This window comes from Ruegeria sp. YTSA064 (assembly GCF_059610325.1).
Genome location: NZ_JBXWNK010000004.1, coordinates 1 through 16989, shown reverse-complemented (window position 1 = coordinate 16989; position 16989 = coordinate 1). Strand labels below are relative to the sequence as shown.

At 54.7% G+C, this 16989-nt stretch carries 14 protein-coding genes, 1 tRNA gene and 1 pseudogene; 8 read left to right on the top strand and 8 right to left on the bottom strand.

Annotation, left to right across the window (positions count from 1 at the left end; genetic code table 11):
- Window positions 1-92 precede the first annotated feature (92 nt).
- The 4 genes from AC2FI7_RS06940 to AC2FI7_RS06925 all read right to left on the bottom strand — a co-directional run bounded on the left by AC2FI7_RS06940 (window position 93) and on the right by AC2FI7_RS06925 (window position 4221).
- A complete protein-coding gene (locus AC2FI7_RS06940) occupies window positions 93-1193 on the bottom strand; it encodes an ABC transporter ATP-binding protein (RefSeq protein ID WP_010442565.1) in 1101 nt (366 codons plus the stop codon).
- Window positions 1194-1325: 132 nt separating this feature from the next.
- Window positions 1326-2039, bottom strand: a complete 714-nt coding sequence (locus AC2FI7_RS06935) for a maleate cis-trans isomerase family protein (protein ID WP_010442564.1) — start codon at window positions 2037-2039, stop codon at window positions 1326-1328.
- Window positions 2036-3181 carry a M24 family metallopeptidase gene (locus AC2FI7_RS06930; protein WP_496815686.1) on the bottom strand — a complete coding sequence of 382 codons (1146 nt, stop codon included), beginning with the start codon at window positions 3179-3181 and terminating at the stop codon, window positions 2036-2038. Before AC2FI7_RS06930 ends, AC2FI7_RS06935 begins: the two co-directional genes overlap by 4 nt.
- Window positions 3178-4221 carry a pyridoxal-phosphate dependent enzyme gene (locus AC2FI7_RS06925; protein ID WP_496815687.1) on the bottom strand — a complete coding sequence of 348 codons (1044 nt, stop codon included), beginning with the start codon at window positions 4219-4221 and terminating at the stop codon, window positions 3178-3180. The genes AC2FI7_RS06930 and AC2FI7_RS06925 overlap by 4 nt, the downstream gene beginning before the upstream one ends.
- A gap of 215 nt (window positions 4222-4436) precedes the next feature.
- On the opposite strand from AC2FI7_RS06925, the gene AC2FI7_RS06920 reads away from it, so the two are divergent.
- A tRNA-Leu gene (locus tag AC2FI7_RS06920) sits at window positions 4437-4522 on the top strand.
- Window positions 4523-4530: 8 nt separating this feature from the next.
- Here AC2FI7_RS06920 and AC2FI7_RS06915 read toward each other — a convergent pair.
- Together AC2FI7_RS06915 and AC2FI7_RS06910 are read right to left on the bottom strand one after the other, a co-directional pair.
- On the bottom strand, window positions 4531-4983 hold the full coding sequence (locus AC2FI7_RS06915; protein WP_238528824.1) for a hypothetical protein: 453 nt from the start codon (window positions 4981-4983) through the stop codon (window positions 4531-4533).
- Between the two features lie 37 nt (window positions 4984-5020).
- A complete protein-coding gene (locus AC2FI7_RS06910; protein WP_158005279.1) occupies window positions 5021-5962 on the bottom strand; it encodes a helix-turn-helix transcriptional regulator in 942 nt (313 codons plus the stop codon).
- Between the two features lie 432 nt (window positions 5963-6394).
- Between AC2FI7_RS06910 and AC2FI7_RS06905 the strand changes: the two genes are divergently transcribed.
- The 6 genes from AC2FI7_RS06905 to AC2FI7_RS06880 all read left to right on the top strand — a co-directional run bounded on the left by AC2FI7_RS06905 (window position 6395) and on the right by AC2FI7_RS06880 (window position 15287).
- Window positions 6395-8806 carry a hypothetical protein gene (locus AC2FI7_RS06905; protein ID WP_010442559.1) on the top strand — a complete coding sequence of 804 codons (2412 nt, stop codon included), beginning with the start codon at window positions 6395-6397 and terminating at the stop codon, window positions 8804-8806.
- Between the two features lie 129 nt (window positions 8807-8935).
- Window positions 8936-10879 carry a hypothetical protein gene (locus AC2FI7_RS06900; protein WP_010442558.1) on the top strand — a complete coding sequence of 648 codons (1944 nt, stop codon included), beginning with the start codon at window positions 8936-8938 and terminating at the stop codon, window positions 10877-10879.
- Between the two features lie 36 nt (window positions 10880-10915).
- Window positions 10916-13207 carry a type I secretion system permease/ATPase gene (locus tag AC2FI7_RS06895; protein ID WP_010442557.1) on the top strand — a complete coding sequence of 764 codons (2292 nt, stop codon included), beginning with the start codon at window positions 10916-10918 and terminating at the stop codon, window positions 13205-13207.
- Between the two features lie 3 nt (window positions 13208-13210).
- Window positions 13211-14551: an HlyD family type I secretion periplasmic adaptor subunit gene (locus AC2FI7_RS06890; protein ID WP_010442556.1), complete on the top strand. Its 1341-nt coding sequence runs from the start codon at window positions 13211-13213 to the stop codon at window positions 14549-14551.
- Window positions 14552-14623: 72 nt separating this feature from the next.
- A complete protein-coding gene (locus AC2FI7_RS06885) occupies window positions 14624-15016 on the top strand; it encodes a rhodanese-like domain-containing protein (RefSeq protein WP_010442555.1) in 393 nt (130 codons plus the stop codon).
- A gap of 85 nt (window positions 15017-15101) precedes the next feature.
- Complete coding sequence (locus AC2FI7_RS06880; protein WP_170775234.1) at window positions 15102-15287, top strand: hypothetical protein; 186 nt, start codon at window positions 15102-15104, stop codon at window positions 15285-15287.
- Here AC2FI7_RS06880 and AC2FI7_RS06875 read toward each other — a convergent pair whose 3' ends face one another.
- A complete protein-coding gene (locus tag AC2FI7_RS06875; protein ID WP_319547300.1) occupies window positions 15288-16046 on the bottom strand; it encodes an alpha/beta fold hydrolase in 759 nt (252 codons plus the stop codon).
- A gap of 89 nt (window positions 16047-16135) precedes the next feature.
- On the opposite strand from AC2FI7_RS06875, the gene AC2FI7_RS06870 reads away from it, so the two are divergent.
- Window positions 16136-16510, top strand: a complete 375-nt coding sequence (locus AC2FI7_RS06870; protein ID WP_170543664.1) for a hypothetical protein — start codon at window positions 16136-16138, stop codon at window positions 16508-16510.
- A 272-nt stretch (window positions 16511-16782) separates the two neighbouring features.
- Here AC2FI7_RS06870 and glyA read toward each other — a convergent pair.
- Window positions 16783-16989 (bottom strand): annotated as a pseudogene (gene glyA, locus AC2FI7_RS06865) (serine hydroxymethyltransferase); the annotation flags it as partial.

The following is a 16989-nucleotide window of genomic DNA, read 5'->3' as shown; positions in this document are numbered from 1 at the left end:
CAGTACTTCCCGTTTATCATAGTGTCAGCTGACGCACGGGTTTTCGCCAGCCGGTCCCTCGGTGAAACCGCGCTTGTGCCGCGCGGTTTGGTCTATGCGTCGAGCGCACGACAATCCTTGGCCAACCAGCCGATATCGATCTCTTGGCCGGGCTGCAGGCGAACGGCATCGGGGGCGTTGCGCGTCTTGACGATGAACTCGTCATTCCCGGCCACCGACATGCGGAAGCGGAACACGTCACCCATATAGATGAACTCTTTGACTGTGGCCTTTAGCGTATGTGCGTCTGCATGCAGTCGGTCTTTGTTGAATTCCACACGTTCGGGCCGAATCGAGACCTTGGTCCGTTCACCCGGATTATGTACGTTGATCGGAACAGCATCGATTTCCGATCCGTCATCCAACTGCACAAGACAAGTGTCACCGTCTATCGATTTAACAACGCCTTCTAGCGTGTTGTTTTCACCGATAAATTGTGCAACGAAGCTGTTTTCAGGCTCTTCGTATAGTTGATCCGGTGGCGCCAGCTGTTGAATGCGGCCATCGTCGAATACCGCCACGCGGTCGGACATGGTCAGGGCTTCGGTCTGGTCATGGGTCACGTAAACGGTTGTGATACCCAACTCATGCGCCAGACGGGTAATTTCGAACTGCATATGCTCACGCAGTTGCTTGTCAAGCGCACCCAGCGGTTCATCCATCAGAACCAATTCGGGCTCGAACACCAGTGCTCGGGCCAGGGCGATCCGCTGTTGCTGACCACCAGAAAGCTGCGCTGGACGGCGGCCGCCAAAGGCGCCCATCTGGACCATATCCAGAGCCCGTTTAACTTTCTCTTCCCGTTCAGACTTGCCAAGCTTGCGAACCTCAAGCGGGAACGAGAGGTTCTCGGCTACGGTCATGTGCGGAAACAAAGCATAGTTCTGGAACACCATCCCGATACCGCGTTTGTGCGGCGGAATGTTGTTGATAGGTTTCCCATCCAGAAGAATTTCGCCATGTGTGGCGGTTTCGAATCCGGCAAGCATCATCAAGCAGGTTGTTTTGCCTGAACCGGACGGCCCGAGCATAGTCAGGAATTCGCCCTTTGGCAGTGCCAGGTTGAGATCTTTAACGACGAGATTCTCGCCGTCATAAGACTTTTGCACGCGTTGAAATTCGACAAACGCAGCGTCGCTATTTGTGTCGGTCACAAGACCCCCTGTTGCGTCAATTGACTATCCGGTTGGTCCGGATTTCATTGATCTTCTCGTGTATTAAACCCGAGGCTAACAAATGGTCGCAAGCCCGTAAAGCAAATGGATTACTGATAACGCCGCTTTTGCCTAGTTTTGCGACATGTTCAGCTTCTTCATATGCCAGGCCAAGCTTTGATTGCTTGAAAGAACCGGTTTGCGGATCACCTTTTCGATCAGGGGAATCGCAGCAAGGGTTCGCAGGTTCGTGCAGCTCAAGAACACCGCATCGACGTTTGAATCATTGCCCAGACGGACCGCGGCTTCGACCACAGATTCGGTTGATATACGCACCACCTTGGCCTCTTCTGCCTCGCCAAAAGTGCCGAATACATCCATTGTGATTCCCTGATCCGCAAATGCGCGACGCAGCGGGGTGTTCACTTCTTCGATGTAGGGGGAAAGCAGCGCAAACTTCGATACCCCTCGATCCTCGGCGCAAGCTGTCGCTGCGCGCAAAGGGTTCGTTACCGTTTGAACATCACAGGTCTGCTTGACCATTTTCTCAACCTGATCCGAACCGATAACTGAGCTGGCGGACGTACAGCCATATCCCACAACCCGATAACGCCGTGCCTTGGGCAGCAAATCGGCCGCTGCTGACAGGTCGGTTTCCATCTGCGCCAGAGTATCAGTGTTAACCTCATTCCCGCTGGGGATGCGGCTGACATAGAGCGGGCTTTTGTCATTCGCGAAAAGTGTACGAAACTCAGGCTCGATTGTCTCATCCGTCTGTAGCACGATCAGGCCCATTGGCACCGCTGAGGGATCATCCGCATCTAGGATATAGGGCAAGGTGCTCATAGCTCAGGGATCTCCGGTCCGATACGCGGGCTTAGGAATTCGGGCGCGCCATCGGTGATCAGGATGTTTTCTTCATGAACGAGGATCTTATCGTTCACGGCGATGCCTGGCTCCAGAGTTAACACCATCCCGGCCTCCAATTCTGTATGGTCATCAGGGATAAGCGAGGGCCATTCAGTCAGTGACATCCCCAACCCGTGGCCCAGTCGACCAGCATCCGTACCAACACCTCCGTCAGTCAAGATTGTATTCATGGTGTGAAACAATTGCGACGCGGTGGCACCGGGACGAGCTTGTTCAAAGGCGGCGTCCGATGCTTCGATCAGCCGCGAATGCGCCGCACGAACCGGCGCGCTTGCCGGACCGACCGACCAGTTGCGATCATAATCACAGAAAAATCCATCGCGTACGAGGCCTGTATCCAGCATCAGAACATCACCCGACCTAAGTGGCGTTTGACTGGCAGGGGAGATCACGTCTATGTACCCGCCTTGTTCGGCACCGCCGGCCAGATAGGGGACCCAGTCCGCGCCTTCCTCAAGGCAAAGCATCTGAAAACGTCGAAAAACCTGATCCAGCGGTGTGCCGGCCGAGGCAATTTCCGGCACCCGTGCAAACGCGCGCGCGCTGATTTGACAGGCAGCTCGGATCTTGGCGACTTCGGCATCAGATTTCACCATGCGCAGCCCCCTTAGGATGCCATGGTCCCCGACAATTTTGCGCGTTCCTATAGCTGATTGAAGGCGTCTTAAATCGGCCAGAGGCATGCGCAGATGTGTCTCATGCCCATCGGGGCAGCCGATTTCATCGCCCTCGGCCGTCAATTCGCTCAGCGTATCCGCCAACAAGGATACCCCGTCATCTATTAGGTCGGGTGCGCTCCAGGTGCGAATGTCATCAATCCAAGTCTGCGCCATGAGCGCGGCACCAATGGAGGGAATTACTGCAACCGGTTTGCCGGAGGCCGGTACAATCAGAAACCAGGGTCGGGTCGGGCTTTCCCAGAACCGAGTGAGATAGCCGGTGAAGTATCGTAGTTCGGGCTCCGTTGTCAGCAAAAGGGCTGCAAGACCTAACCGCTGCATCCGCGTTTGAGCGCGCGCAACCCGAGCCTCGAACTCTGCCGGAGCGAATCCAGTCATGCCGGCTGCTCGGTCAACATGCATAGCACCTTGGCATCAGGGCCAATTTCCAAACCGGTGCGGCTGGCGTCGTTCAAGACAGCAGCAATTCCAGCGCCTCCCGAGGCACTGGTTTCCAACCCTGCCTCTGCCATGACAGGCAATAGGGCTGCTACGTCAGTGTCGCTGATGGTCAGAAATGCATCAGCATCCCGCGCAAGCCCATTCAACGCAATAAGCGACGGTTCTTTGCAATCCAACCGACCCATGATGCTGTCTGGCCCATCTGCAAAAACGCGGTGCCCGGCATCGATGCTGGCCTGAAGCGCAGGGGCGGACGTCGGCTCCACAACAATGATCTGTGGTTCGTCACCCCAAACCACGCGTGCATAGGCGGCGACAGCGCCAGCCATGCCTCCGACACCGGCCTGCAGCAGAATATGGGTGGGCGCTTCGGGGCATTGCTCGGCTGCTTCGACAGCCATTTGTAGATACCCTTCCATCAAAAGATGTGGGAGTTCGGTGTACCCGTCCCAAGAACTATCCGAGAGCAGGGTCCATCCATTTTCTTGCGCGGCAAGGTTGGCGGCCTCCATGCTTGCTGCGTAGTCCGCACCGGCCCGAACCACCTGTGCGTTTTGCGCGCGCAGACGTTCGGCAAAGCTCTCGGGAACGGTTTCCGCGATGTATACCACCGCATCGGCCCCGAAGACACGAGCACCGGCGGCCATACTCATCCCGTGATTGCCCGCGCTTGCCGTGACATATGTACGCCCTTTGAGGGTGTCGCTGCCTGGTTTGTCCGAAGCCTCGTTCGCCTGACAGGCAATAACATAAGCAGCGCCCAGGGCCTTGAACGATCCCAGACTCATGCGGGGCCGTTCATCTTTGACCCAGAGACTTGCGACCGGTGCAATCGCTGATGCATCAACCAAGGGCGTTGGCTCAAAATCCGGGCAGAACGAACGGTGCCGCCCCAGTCGAACGGTTTCGACTGACGGGTAGGGGGCCTGATCTGCAAGCTTGGATCCGTTTCGAAACGGGTTGCTGATTATCTTCATTCTTCGCTCCCTGACCGGTTTATGCGCAGACGTGAACGAATTGCCCGAACCCTGTCAAGTAAAGCGTTTCCTTGACACGTCCGGTCCTGAATTTTGATCGCACCGACATTCGAATTTATGGATCAATCCATTGAGTATCTTTTCAATCGTTTTGGTTGCTTGTAAGAGATTGCCTAGATCATCAGTGTGGTTTGAATTTATCGCTCAGGTGATATGCGGGCGTGATGGAATGGTAGACATATCGGACTTAAAATCCGAAGGCCTTAGCGCCGTGTGGGTTCGAGTCCCACCGCCCGCACCAGTTGAGCTTCAGACCGGGAAACCCAGCCGGGATATCAGTTTCCAGATGTCTTTGTTCGCGTCCGAAAGCTGAGAGACGACATCCTCGATTTCTTTCATCGCTTTGTCATCCACCGTATCTTCCCGCCCTAATTTAATATCAGTTTTGCGATCAGCGATTCTCATCAGGATGGTCTTGGGATTTCCGCTTTCCTGATCAAAGGAGTAAATGCAGTGGTTGTACTTATTCCGGATGGAGGACAAGCGAGACAATCGCTGGGTGTGTTCAAGGATCGGATCACGGATTTCAGGTGCGCGACCTTCCATCTTCGCAAGACGCTCGACCAGATCGATGCGGGCTCGCGTCGTGTTCAAAGTCAGGAAAATGATCACTGCTACATCTTTGTTGGCCTCGGTTAGCCCAGCAATGAGATGGATCAGAAGGCTTTCGGTATTTGTCCACATGTAATTGAGGCGACCCACCAGCAGGATGAGCCGGTCAAATCGGGTTTCGAAAGCCTCATCCAACGGCTGCGCTACGCGCTTCGTTCGGCGCGACCTCGAAATAGAAATGAGCGGCCTCGGTCCGGTTGCTCACATCGATTTTGCCCGAAACATTATGCATATGCAGTTTGACTGTATGTTCAGTAATGCCCAGCCTGGTCGCAATCGTTTTGTTGCTTTGGCCTTTGGAAACAAGCCTCAAAACTTGTTTTTCCCGGCGTGTAAGCTTTGCGTATTGCAGTAGTTTGTCGGGTGACCGAGTTCTGGTCGCAGGCTGTTTTTCGATTGGTACGTCCGCTGCGCCTGGCGATGCCGCCATACTGTCGGCCAGAAAACAAGGTAGGTGTAGTTCCTCATGCATGAGAAGCCGCAATATCGCCCGCCACACATCCGGAGCGACGTTCATCGGCAGATATCCGATGTTGCCAAAACTCGTGCGGTCCCAGTGTTCGAACAATATCCGAGCGGGGCCTTTCTTGCGATAGGCGAAGGCAAGGCAGCCGTTTTCGGCAATTTTTGCATAATCGGCGGGTCGAGCCAGCAGCTCATCCAGCATCATCTGATCCACCACGATTATTCGTTCGGCGGAACTCGCGACACTACTTTTGGCCAGCACGTCTTCCAGGTGATCAAAACGCTCTGCACCAACACCGAATTCAGTTTGAACACTTCTTAGGGTTTGGTCCGAATAGAACAGTTCTTTACCGATAAATATGATCGAAAGCTCTTCGGGATATTCGATCTGACTACGGGCATGGTCTTGTAAGGAATAACTCACTGATCTTCCCCCACTAGTAAAAACGTCACCTTCTGAAGCCAAAAAATGCGGGCACAGGGTTAAGCGACGTGAGAAAATTTTTTTATTCAAATTACATTTCATCATACCTGAAAGTACGGGTTTCAGCAACCAGAGGCAGTACTTAGGAGCCGCATATCTAGAACCTTTGATCAGGTTCAACTTCACTCCAGATTGCCTAACCTGATGAAATGGCTTCATTAATAATAATGTTCGATCTGCCGAGATTGTTTCCCCTTCGATTTGGCGATGGAAGGGGCAATTTTCCCAATAAAGCGCATTAATAATAAGCAGTTAAAGAAACTAATGCTTTCGACCAGCTATGCATGCCCGCTCATGACTGCAACCATGATGGTGCTTTGATTTGTAAAGCGCACTTGAACCTGACGTGCCCATGGATTCGCGTATTTTGGCGAGACCCCCGTGGTCACGGAATCGGCTAAGCCGAGAAAGGGGGGCAAACCAAACAGAAGACGATCACTGCCGCGCGAGTGTCCAGTTTGACGCTCTGTGCGCGACGTTTGTTTTAACCGCGCCAGTAACCGCTTTGTAGATGAATGGCGGTCGGGTGCTTCCGTAAAAGTGGAATTTATTATGAGACGCCAGCCTAATCAAACGACAACCGTAACAACAGTTGATGAAGTCCAAATCGACGATCTGGACGCCGATTTTGATACTGATATCGCGGTAGACGAAGCAAATATCGAAGCGGACATCAACGCTCAACAACAGCAACAAGAGCAAGATGTTGATAATTCTGCGAACAATTCTGACTCACAGGACCAAGATCAATCACAACGTTCAAGAAATGATAATGACAACGATCAGGATCAGCGCCAAAACCAAAATCAGAACCAGCAAAACACCAACGGTGGAGAAGACAACAACAACAATGACAACTCGAACCACAACGAAGTGAACATCGACTTCGGTGGCGGCGAGTGGATTCCGCGCGATGACGACAAAGTAGATGTCGATATCGAAGATATTGATGGTGATGTAGGCGACGTAATCACCGCTGGTGACGACCTGGACTATGATCCCGGTGATGATATCAACATTGATATCTCACAAGATGGCCCAGGAAACGACTTCGCATCCATCAACAGCCAGTACGCGAGCCTAGAGGATAACGACTCACTAGGTAACGCATCGGTATCAAATTCAGGTGACTTTAGCCAAAGTGGCAACGCTCATGGAGGTGAGGCCTACGCGGAAGACGGTATCGACGTAAATAACGATGGTGGCGACTCGGGTGATGGCGGAGAGAGCTATGGAGGTGATGCCGATGGCGACACCAGCGGCAGCCATTCGTTTGCACTCGGTGGTCATTCTGGAAGTGCTGATAGTTCAGCGACCGGTGGTGATGGCGCATCTTCGGGTGATGCCTATAACGCAAGCCTTGGTCTTGGTCTTTCCGGTGCACACTCCAGCGGTGACAGCACTGGTGGTGATGGCGGTGACGCCGATAGCGAGTCCAATGCGGATAACTACGGTGAAGCAAGCGCAGACAGCGACTCGACCGGTGGCGACGGTGGTAACGCTGAATCGTTTGGTCTTGGTCTTGGCCTTGCTCTGTCCGGATCGAACGCTGATGGCGATGCAGATGGTGGTGATAACGCCTCAGGCGCGCTGGCTGCCGGTCTCGGCCTAGCAGGCAATGACTCGTCAACCGGAGATGCTGATGGTGGAGATGGTGACGCTGAAAATGACGGTTCGGCTGACAACTCCAGCGAAGGAACCAACGAAGCTAACGAATCTTCCTCTGGTGGTAATATCGGTCTGGGTCTGGCGGGTGCGGGTGCACTTGGCCTGAACGATGCCGATGGCGGTAGCGGTTCTGGCGGCGAAGGATCAGGTGGTGAAGGCTCAGGTGGTGAAGGTTCTGGTGGCGAAGGCTCTGGTGGCGAAGGCACAGGCGGTTCCGGCACTGGTGGCGACGCCAACGGTGGTGACGGTACCGGTGGAGATTCGGGCTCTGTAGAAGAAGCCTTCCCATTCCCGGTACTCCTTGTCGAAGAGGAAGATCCAGACGGTGAAGAAGAAGCTGCAGCTGGTAACTCGAACGGTACCGGCGGTGACGGTGGTACTGGTGGTGCTGGTACCGGTGGTACGGGTACTGGCGGTACGGGTACCGGTGGTACGGGTACTGGTGGTACAGGTACTGGTGGTACAGGTACTGGTGGTACAGGAACCGGGGGCGCAGGTGGCGGTTACGTAGACACAGATGCGGCAGCGCAAGGCGTTGGTGACCAAGATGCCGCTGGTCCGGTAATCACGCAGTCACCCGGTGACATCGACGGCTCGGCTGATAACGATCAGGACGTTGATGGTTCCGGTGGTAACGGTGGAACCAACACAACCAATGGATCTGCGGACGCCAGCGGTGATGGTATGGCAACCGCCGAAGGTACTGGTGGTGCAGGCGGAACAGCCAACCCCGAGTCAAGCTCGGCGGCAAGCGGCGCAGGTTCTGCTGACGCAACCAACGAAGCCGGAAACGGTGGCGATTCCGAAGCGTGGTCCGATGCAGCCAATGACGGTTATGCAGAAAGCCTTGCCGAAGCGATTGCCGGATACGGTGGTGACGCGTCATCTGACAATGATGCAGACTCGTCGGCTTCGGGTGACGCAACCGGTACCGCAACGTCCGGCGCCGGTGGTGCAGGCGGTGCAGCGGCGTCGAATGGCGGAACCAGTGGTGACGTCATGGGCTCGTCGACTGGCGGTGCAACCACGGGTGCGATGAACACCGGTGGCGAAGCTTCCGGCGCATATTCAGGTGCCGGTGGTGCTGGTGGTGACGGCGGAATGTGGGGCTCGAACAACGGTGGCGATGGTATCGTCAACGGTGAGTCCTACGCATCAGCAGCTGCAGTAGTCGATACATCGGCCTTCAACCAATCGATCGTCATGGGTGCCAACGTGCTTGGTAACTCGGTCGATACGACCATGGTTGGTGGTTCGATGACATCGTCCTACGCAAGCGACGACACCGACGTGTAAGACCAACCTTTCGGGAGCCGCATTCTCGGCCCCCGTTAAATGAAATCGCCGGGGCCACTCGATGTGGCCTTGGCCCAGTAAATCCCGAACCGGAAATTTATGCAGGTAAGGGGGTAAGGGATCATCGAAATGTCATTCGATAGTGTTACCGAAAAGATTGCACACTTTATTGGAACTTTTGATCTCACGATTGAAAAAGCCCGGCTGAGGGATCAGTACGAAGAGTTCACCGCCGTCAGACGCAAGGCGGAACTCGACGAACTGGAAGAGCCCGCAAAAATCCGGGTCAAAGCAGATCTTGAATTAGACCCGGGCAAATTTGGCCCGCTACCCTATGGGTTCAACACCCCCCCGGCCACTCCTGAACTTCCACCACTGGTTGAGGGACCGGACATTCAAACGGCCATCACACTAGAGCCACCACTCACTGACGGTCCACCGTTGCCTGAGACGACCACCGGCATTGGCGCAACGTTCATAATCGAACAGAAGCTTGAAATTGTGACCGAACTTATCGGCTCGGCAGTAACCTATACATTCCAGAACATTTTTCTACGCGACAATGATGTCGTTGGCGAAGGGGATTTTCGCGACGTCGACCAACTTATCGCCCAGGCAGAAGCAGCAGCGCAGGTTGCGGCCTCGATGCATGGGTTTGCTGTGCCTTCATTCTCGATCTCCGACTATCTGTCTATCGAATATGTGGAGACATTGGCCGCAGAGATGCTCGCACCGATCAATATCGAAGTTGAAGGCGCAGTTGTTTATCAGTTCCACGGCGAAGACGCGATGGGTGTAATCGTCAATGGTGAGTATGTGGACGAAGCCCCGGTTTGGGATGACCTATTGCCAGAGCATCACAGGCCCGACGAAGAGGAAGAGGACGAAACGCCTGATGCGATGCCCGCGGAATGGGATCAGGATGAGGATTCCGAATTTGCCGATGGCCACACGGTGATTGCAGGCGGCAATCTGGCGATCAACGAAGTGAACGCAACTGTAGCGTGGGTCGACGCGCCCTACATCGCGGTGGGTGGTAAATCGATCGAGTTGGCCATGATCAGCCAAGTTGCTGTTGTGTCGGATATGGATGTAGGCACGAATGGCGGATCGGGCACCAATGTTGTGCACTCATCGACGATCGAAGTAGAAGGTAATTCAGCCCCTTGGTTGATGCAGGGGGCAAACGACGACGCTCCGGCATTCATACATGTTGATTGGATCACCACTGACCTGATCGTCGCTAATTTTGTGAAGCAGAACATTGATGCGACAGATATCGATCACATTGATACCGAGATCAACGCGACGACGACGCTCTATGCACTGGGCGACAATGAGATGGTGGATGTCACAAATATCCTCCAGCTTGGCAGCTATTATGATCTGATCATGATCGAAGGCGACATGATTACGGTCGATGCGTTCATCCAGACCCATGTGTTGATGGATGACGATGTGGTTATGGGTGGACTGCCTGGGCCCATCGAAGGATCGGATGAGAACCTGGTCATGAACGAGGTTTCTCTGAAGAAAGAAGGCGAAGACACGCATCAGGAGATGCATAGTTCAATGGCCGAAGCAATGGCCTTTGGTGAAGACGACATGGCCGCGCTGGAAGAAGCGCTGATGAACGATCCGATGTTCGCCGGCATGGAACAGATGCGGGTACTCAAAGTGGATGGTTCTCTGGTTCAGGTCAATGTGACCGAACAATCGACGGTCCTCGCTGATCAGGATGACGTTCACCTGCATGGCCAACACGCTGATGAGACTCAAGTAATAGCTGGCAGTAGTGCGATGTTGAACGCGGCGAACATCACCAAGGCTGGCGTGGATTCAGTCGTGATGGCGCAGGACGGTGCATTTTCGGACCTGCTGCTGCATCAGGCGAGCCTGATTGACATGCCGACCAATGAGGAAGTCTCGGAAATGACTAACGAAGCCATTGCCGCGATTATGGCAGAGGCGGGGATGCCCGGACACCAAGGCGACATCGCTCCAAACGGCAATGACCTCACGCCCAGCGAAATGGCAAATTCCTCTGATGGCCTGCAAACCATGCTGGCCTGATTTTCCCTGATTTACGAGTGACCGGAAGGTTAGTTTATGTCGATCGTTTTTTCGTCGCGCCGCACCCGATTTGCTAGCCCATTGGACAGGCACGGAGGAGGGGGTCCGCTGACCCTCAAAACCCGTGATCGCGTGGCCAAGTCAAACGGGAATTCTTTGTCGAAAACAGAGGCACGATTACGGTTGACCCCTGAAATGCGGATGCCTGAGCCTTGCGTTGGAACGGCAGCTGCAGAACCTGCGACGCACCCCAATGATCCAGAAGAATTGCCACGTGCGGCGCAACAAACATACAGACCGACGCAGGCAGAAGCAGAGGCAGAGCAGCAGAATGCAAATTCAAAATCGTGCGCTGGCTCTCCCCTTCGGCGCACGCGGTCGCGGCCCAAAAAAGACAAGGATCCTGTGGGTGGCGACGCTGGGGTGGCCGATGCGGAAGCCCCTGATCGTGACGCCGCCGATCAATCGACTGCGCGCATGACCCCCTCTGTGCCGTCGGACGGCAAAAATCGCATGGGCACCACGATCGAGGCTAAGGCAAATGAACCGTTGATGCGCCTGGAAACGGGAGGCGGCGACGGGAAAGGGCCACCCCAAACTTTTCACAAACGCACCCCGCCCGAAGATTTCCAGAAGACGCTGCGCACATCGCTGCGGGCGATTTGGCGTAATCTGGCTTTCGTGCTGGTTCTGACTTGCGCAACTAATGTTCTGATCCTTGCGATCCCAATTTACCTGTTTCAAATCAGTGACCGAGTTCTGACCAGCCGGTCGCTGGATACGCTTATCATGCTGACCGCTATCGTCGCCGGGGCGGTCATTTTTCAATCAGCCTTTGATGCGGTTAGGCGATTCATGTTGATGCGCACGGCGGTTGAAGTGGCCGCGCGTCTTGGTGCTCCGGTTTTGAGTGCCGCTGCACACGCTTCTCTGCATGGTAATGGACGTGAATATCAGACCTTGGGTGATCTGCAGCAGGTGCGGGGCTTTCTGGTTTCTGGCACATTGATTTCGTTTCTCGATGTTCCGTTTGCGCCGCTCTTCATCCTGATGATCTTTCTGGTCCACCCGCAATTGGGGATGATTGTCGTGACGACGGCTCTTATCCTGATGGTGATCGCGCTGATCAACCAGAAGATGACGGCCAAGCCCTTTGCCAAGGCCAATCAGGCGCAATCTTTGGCCAACCAGCATTTGGATTCGATGTCGCGCAACAGTCAGATCATCAACGCGTTAGCGATGATCCCCGAGGCGGTGCGCATCTGGGGTCGTGACACCGCACAATCGCTGACCTGGCAGGTCAAAGCGCAGGACCGCAATGTCATCTTCGCTGCTATTTCCCGTGCCGTTCGCTTGCTGACACAAATCAGCATTTTGGGGTGGGGCGCCTTTTTGGCCCTGCAGGGAGAGATCACCGGAGGAATGGTAATCGCCGCTTCGATCATCGCGGGCCGGGCCTTCGCTCCGATTGAGGGATCGATTGAGGGCTGGAATACATTCCTGCTGACGCGAGGTGCTTTTGGCCGGATCAAGGCTCTGCTGTCGAGTTCGGCTCTGCAATACGAAAAATTACGCCTGCCGCGGCCCGAGGGACGGCTGGATGTAGAGCGTCTGCTCTATGTCCCGGGTGGAACCAAGAGTGTCGTTCTAAACGGGATTACCTTTGCACTGAACCCCGGGGAAACTTTGGCAGTCATCGGGAATTCAGGCGCGGGGAAAACTACGCTGGGCAAAACGCTGGTGGGTTCGATTCTTCCGACCTCGGGAAGCGTCCGGTTGGATCTGATGGATATCCGCAATTGGGATCCACGCCAGTTTGGCGAGAATATTGGCTATCTTCCGCAGGACGTGCAGCTGTTCCCAGGTACCATCAAGGACAACATCGGCCGGATGCGTGCGGACGCCACAGATGAGCAGATCCACGATGCCGCCGTTCTGGCAGACGTACACAACATGATCGCGACGCTGCCACAAGGTTATGAAACCGTGGTGGCCGCAGACGGTTCGCCCCTTTCTGGCGGGCAAAAGCAACGTATCGCTTTGGCACGGGCTTTCTTCGGAAACCCGCGACTGGTTGTTCTGGATGAACCGAACTCGAACCTCGATGTGGCGGGCGACAAGGCGCTGGCACGGGCGATTGAACAGGCCAAGGAAAGCAAGATCACCGTGGTCGTCATCACACAAAAACCAACACTACTGAATGTGGTCGACAAGATCATGCTGCTGACTGACGGACGTGTGGCGCTGTTCGGGCAACGCGAACAGGTGCTGGAAAAGCTCAACGGGCCGCGCCAGCAACCACCCGAAATTCAGGGCAAGGGGGATTAAGCGATGAACGAAGTGGCACGCACCGACGAATCCGGGCTTTGGTATGCCGAGGTTCCGCGCTCGATCACCAAGTTCATAGTGATTGGGTTAGCCATGCTGATCATCTGTTTTGGTGGCTTCGGCGTCTGGTCATTCCGCGCACCTCTGGCGGCTGCGGTCATCGCGCAAGGCAGCTTTGTCGCCACCGGTCGTAATAAAATCGTGCAGCACCTGGAAGGTGGGATCATCGAGAACATTCTGGTCGCGGAAGGAGAATCCGTTCAGGCCGGACAGATCATGATGACATTGGACCAGACCTCGGCCGAGGCAAATGAGCGCGAGTTGTTCATCCGCAAGATCCGCCTTCAAGCGATGACTGAGCGGCTTCTGGCCGAGCACAGCGAACAGGAAAACCTGGTGTTTTCGCCAGCGCTGATTGATGCGTCAGACGACGTTGAGGTCATGACGATCCTCGACAATCAGAAACTCAGCTTTGATGTTTCGCGCAAGACTTTACTGAACGACATCGCCCTGCTTCAGCGGAACATGGAGGCATTGAAAATCCGTGCCTCGGGGTTTGAGGCGCAGTTGACCAGTATGGAGCGCCGCTCGGACATATTGAAGGAAGAATATGACACCAAACTTTCACTGTTTGAGAAAGGGCTTGTGCGCAAGGGCGATCTGAACACGATCCGCCGGGTACAGGCCGAGGCTGAGGGTCAATTGGCACGCCTGCGGGCAGAGACTGCCGAGGTCAATCAGATGTTGTTGAAATACGAAGAACAGATTCTGCGGACACGATCAGCCTATCGTGAGGCCGCTCTGGACGAATTGGGCGTTATCGAAGCCGATCTGGAAAGTGTGCGCGAAAAGGCGCGCCAGGCCCGCAGTGTTCTTGACCGTGCTGTGGTGCGGGCGCCGGTCACAGGAACCGTCGTAAGGTTACACCATCACACGCCCGGTGGCGTTATCGAAACAGGCGAACAGATCGCCGAGATCTTACCCGCTGACGCGCCGTTGATTATCGAAGCGCAAATCCCGAGAACCGAGATCGACAGCGTCATAACTGGCCAGACTGCGACGGTACGGCTCGTGGCCCTCAACCAGCGTACGACGCCTGTTCTGGAAGGTGAGGTGTTCTACGTATCGGCCGACTCGCTTGTCGAAGATTCTGCTGGCATGCCGCAAGAGGTGTATCTGGCGCGCATCTCGTTGACCGCCGATGAGATGAGCCGCGTACGAGGGTTTGTTCCCACGCCCGGAATGCCTGCCGAGATCATGATCCAAACCGAAGAGCGCACATTTGCCGCTTATATCGCCAAACCGGTTGTCGACAGTATGTCACGTGCCTTCAGGGAACATTGATTGCCTGAACCTCTACACCTTCAATTTTCTGCATGTTAGCCTTTAGCGGATCAACGAGCAGGAGAGACGAAGATGGCACTGACGGTCAAGGACATGATGCAAGCAGCGAACGCCGCGGTTGAGCGTATTGGTGCCAGCAAGGCGCAGGAATTGCTGGGACAGGGGGCATTACTTTTGGATATTCGCGACGCACCAGAACTGGAACGTACCGGTCGCGCCGTTGGTTCGCACCATATCCCACGCGGAATGTTGGAATTTCGGGCTGATCCAGATTTGCCGTCTCATGATCCTGAATTGCGCAAGGACAGGGTGATCATCCTGCATTGCGCGTCAGGAGGCCGGGCAGCGCTGGCAGGAAAACTGCTTAAGGATATGGGATTTTCTCATGTCTACAATTTGGGTGGCTACTCAGATTGGGTTGAGGGTGGCGGAGAAACCATCGGTCCGATGGATCGCGGAATGTAGCGACGAATTCTGACCCAAATCAAAGCCACGAATGTACTAGGGGTGTAATGACTTGGACAGGAACCAAAAGACAGGACGACTGGCCATGATACGCCTTGCAGCCATGCTTTATTCTCTGATCGCTACCGCAATTGCAGGTAGTGCTGTAATCGCCGTTCTGGCCGCCGGGATGGTCAGTTCGGTGGCGATCATTTCCGCGGCAGCTGCAGGTGCTGTTGTTGCCGCACCCGCGTCATGGCTCGTGGCAAAGTGTCTCTATCAAGGTGCATGATCAGGCGTTCAGAAAGGTTCTGACGGCCGCTTCGAATTCACGAGGTTTCTCGGCGTGCAGCCAATGGCCTGCGCCGGGAATTTTAGCAAAGCGTGCAGCGGGAAACATCTGACGGATTTGGTCGCGATATTCGGGCAAGACATAATCCGATGCGGCACCAGAAAGAAAAAGAGTCGGACCATCCCAATTGCCAGACACCTCTGGGAAACCCATTATTTTGGGCATTTCATGAGCCAGAACATCAAGATTCAAACGCCATTTTTTGTTCTCGACATCCAGAGATTGCGTGAAGAAGCTCTGAAGTGCTTTTTCGACTCCCTGATCCGCCAGCTGCGATTCAGCATCAGATCGTCGCTCAACATGTGACATATCAACAGCGCGCATCGCTTCAATGAATTTGATCTGGCTATGTCCGTAGGAAACCGGAGCAATGTCGGCGACCACCAGTTTGCGAACCTTATTTCCGTGTTTTAGGGCCAGGACCATTGCGGTCTTTCCGCCCATAGAATGCCCGACGACATCTGCGGCACCGCCTATACTGTCGATCACTTCGGCCAAATCCTGCGCCAATTCGGAGTATCCATGCTGATCATTCCAAAAGCTGTAGGCATGATTGCGCATATCGGCTGCGATCACCTGCCGCTCGTCTGACAAGCGCCGTGCAATCACACCCCAGTTTCGCGCCGAGCCATACAGGCCATGCGCAATCAACAAAGGAGGTTGGTCAGTCGGGTCGCCATGAATGATCGTGTTCAACATGGCTATGTGATACCTGCCACCACTTGGAACAACCAGCCCCATTGTCGTCAGCATTGAGCGCGGTTAGATTGCCCCGTCAGGAGATGTGAATGTCGCAGGAATTCGATATACAGACCCAAATTGCGCAGACCATCTTACTGCTGCGTAAAAAGCTTGGTGTGCGGGACAAAACCCTGACAGCATCGGTTCGCCGCGCGAGACGTCGATTGCCGCGAAAGGTCTATAAGCAGGCACTGGTGCTTGCGCAGGCCGAGAAGATGGCAGTTCATCCAAAGCTACGGCTGTTGCTGGATACACCCAAACTCGAGCAGGCCTCAGAGGATGTGCAAAGCCATCTGAATGCCATCAACCTTGCTGACCGGCGCTGGGGGTGGTTTCTAAGCTTTCTGGGGTCGCTTGCTTTGGGCTTGCTGGTTTTGACCGCCGTGTCGATCTTTATCCTCAGGTCGCGCGGCTTGATCTGATTCGCAATTCAGGCGCGATCGCGCAAGTGCGAGGCTCATGAAGAAAGCCTCCGGTCGGCTAAAACCCAGATCAGACGTCACACCTCCGAGAACAATATTTTTGAGGCGGTTGAGGCTTGTATTGCCCGCATCTGTTTATCTGATGTGCACCCAGCAGATTTTGCCAACGACACTGGATGCATCAGTCACCACTGATTTCTCACGTGCACGTCAATGTATATAGCAAAGCGGCGCCCGAAGGACGCCGCTTTAATGACCAAAGTCCGGACTTTTCAGAGGTTCGGATAGATCGGAAACTTGGCGCAAAGCTCAGCGACTTCGGCTTTGACTTTTGCCTCGACTGCGGCATTGCCTTCTTCGCCATTGGCGGCCAGACCATCGACAACTTCGATGATCCAATCTGCGATTTGACGGAACTCGACTTCTCCAAAACCTCGTGTCGTGCCAGCAGGAGAACCAAGGCGGATGCCGCTGGTGAT

Bases quoted from the DNA above. Each gene is read 5' to 3' on its own strand.
- AC2FI7_RS06930 (WP_496815686.1), bottom strand. From the start codon at position 3,181: ATGACTGGATTCGCTCCGGCAGAGTTCGAGGCTCGGGTTGCGCGCGCT.
- AC2FI7_RS06935 (WP_010442564.1), bottom strand. From the start codon at position 2,039: ATGAGCACCTTGCCCTATATCCTAGATGCGGATGATCCCTCAGCGGTG.
- AC2FI7_RS06885 (WP_010442555.1), top strand. From the start codon at position 14,624: ATGGCACTGACGGTCAAGGACATGATGCAAGCAGCGAACGCCGCGGTT.
- AC2FI7_RS06890 (WP_010442556.1), top strand. From the start codon at position 13,211: ATGAACGAAGTGGCACGCACCGACGAATCCGGGCTTTGGTATGCCGAG.
- AC2FI7_RS06870 (WP_170543664.1), top strand. From the start codon at position 16,136: ATGTCGCAGGAATTCGATATACAGACCCAAATTGCGCAGACCATCTTA.
- AC2FI7_RS06905 (WP_010442559.1), top strand. From the start codon at position 6,395: ATGAGACGCCAGCCTAATCAAACGACAACCGTAACAACAGTTGATGAA.
- AC2FI7_RS06875 (WP_319547300.1), bottom strand. From the start codon at position 16,046: ATGTTGAACACGATCATTCATGGCGACCCGACTGACCAACCTCCTTTG.
- AC2FI7_RS06895 (WP_010442557.1), top strand. From the start codon at position 10,916: ATGTCGATCGTTTTTTCGTCGCGCCGCACCCGATTTGCTAGCCCATTG.
- AC2FI7_RS06880 (WP_170775234.1), top strand. From the start codon at position 15,102: ATGATACGCCTTGCAGCCATGCTTTATTCTCTGATCGCTACCGCAATT.
- AC2FI7_RS06925 (WP_496815687.1), bottom strand. From the start codon at position 4,221: ATGAAGATAATCAGCAACCCGTTTCGAAACGGATCCAAGCTTGCAGAT.
- AC2FI7_RS06900 (WP_010442558.1), top strand. From the start codon at position 8,936: ATGTCATTCGATAGTGTTACCGAAAAGATTGCACACTTTATTGGAACT.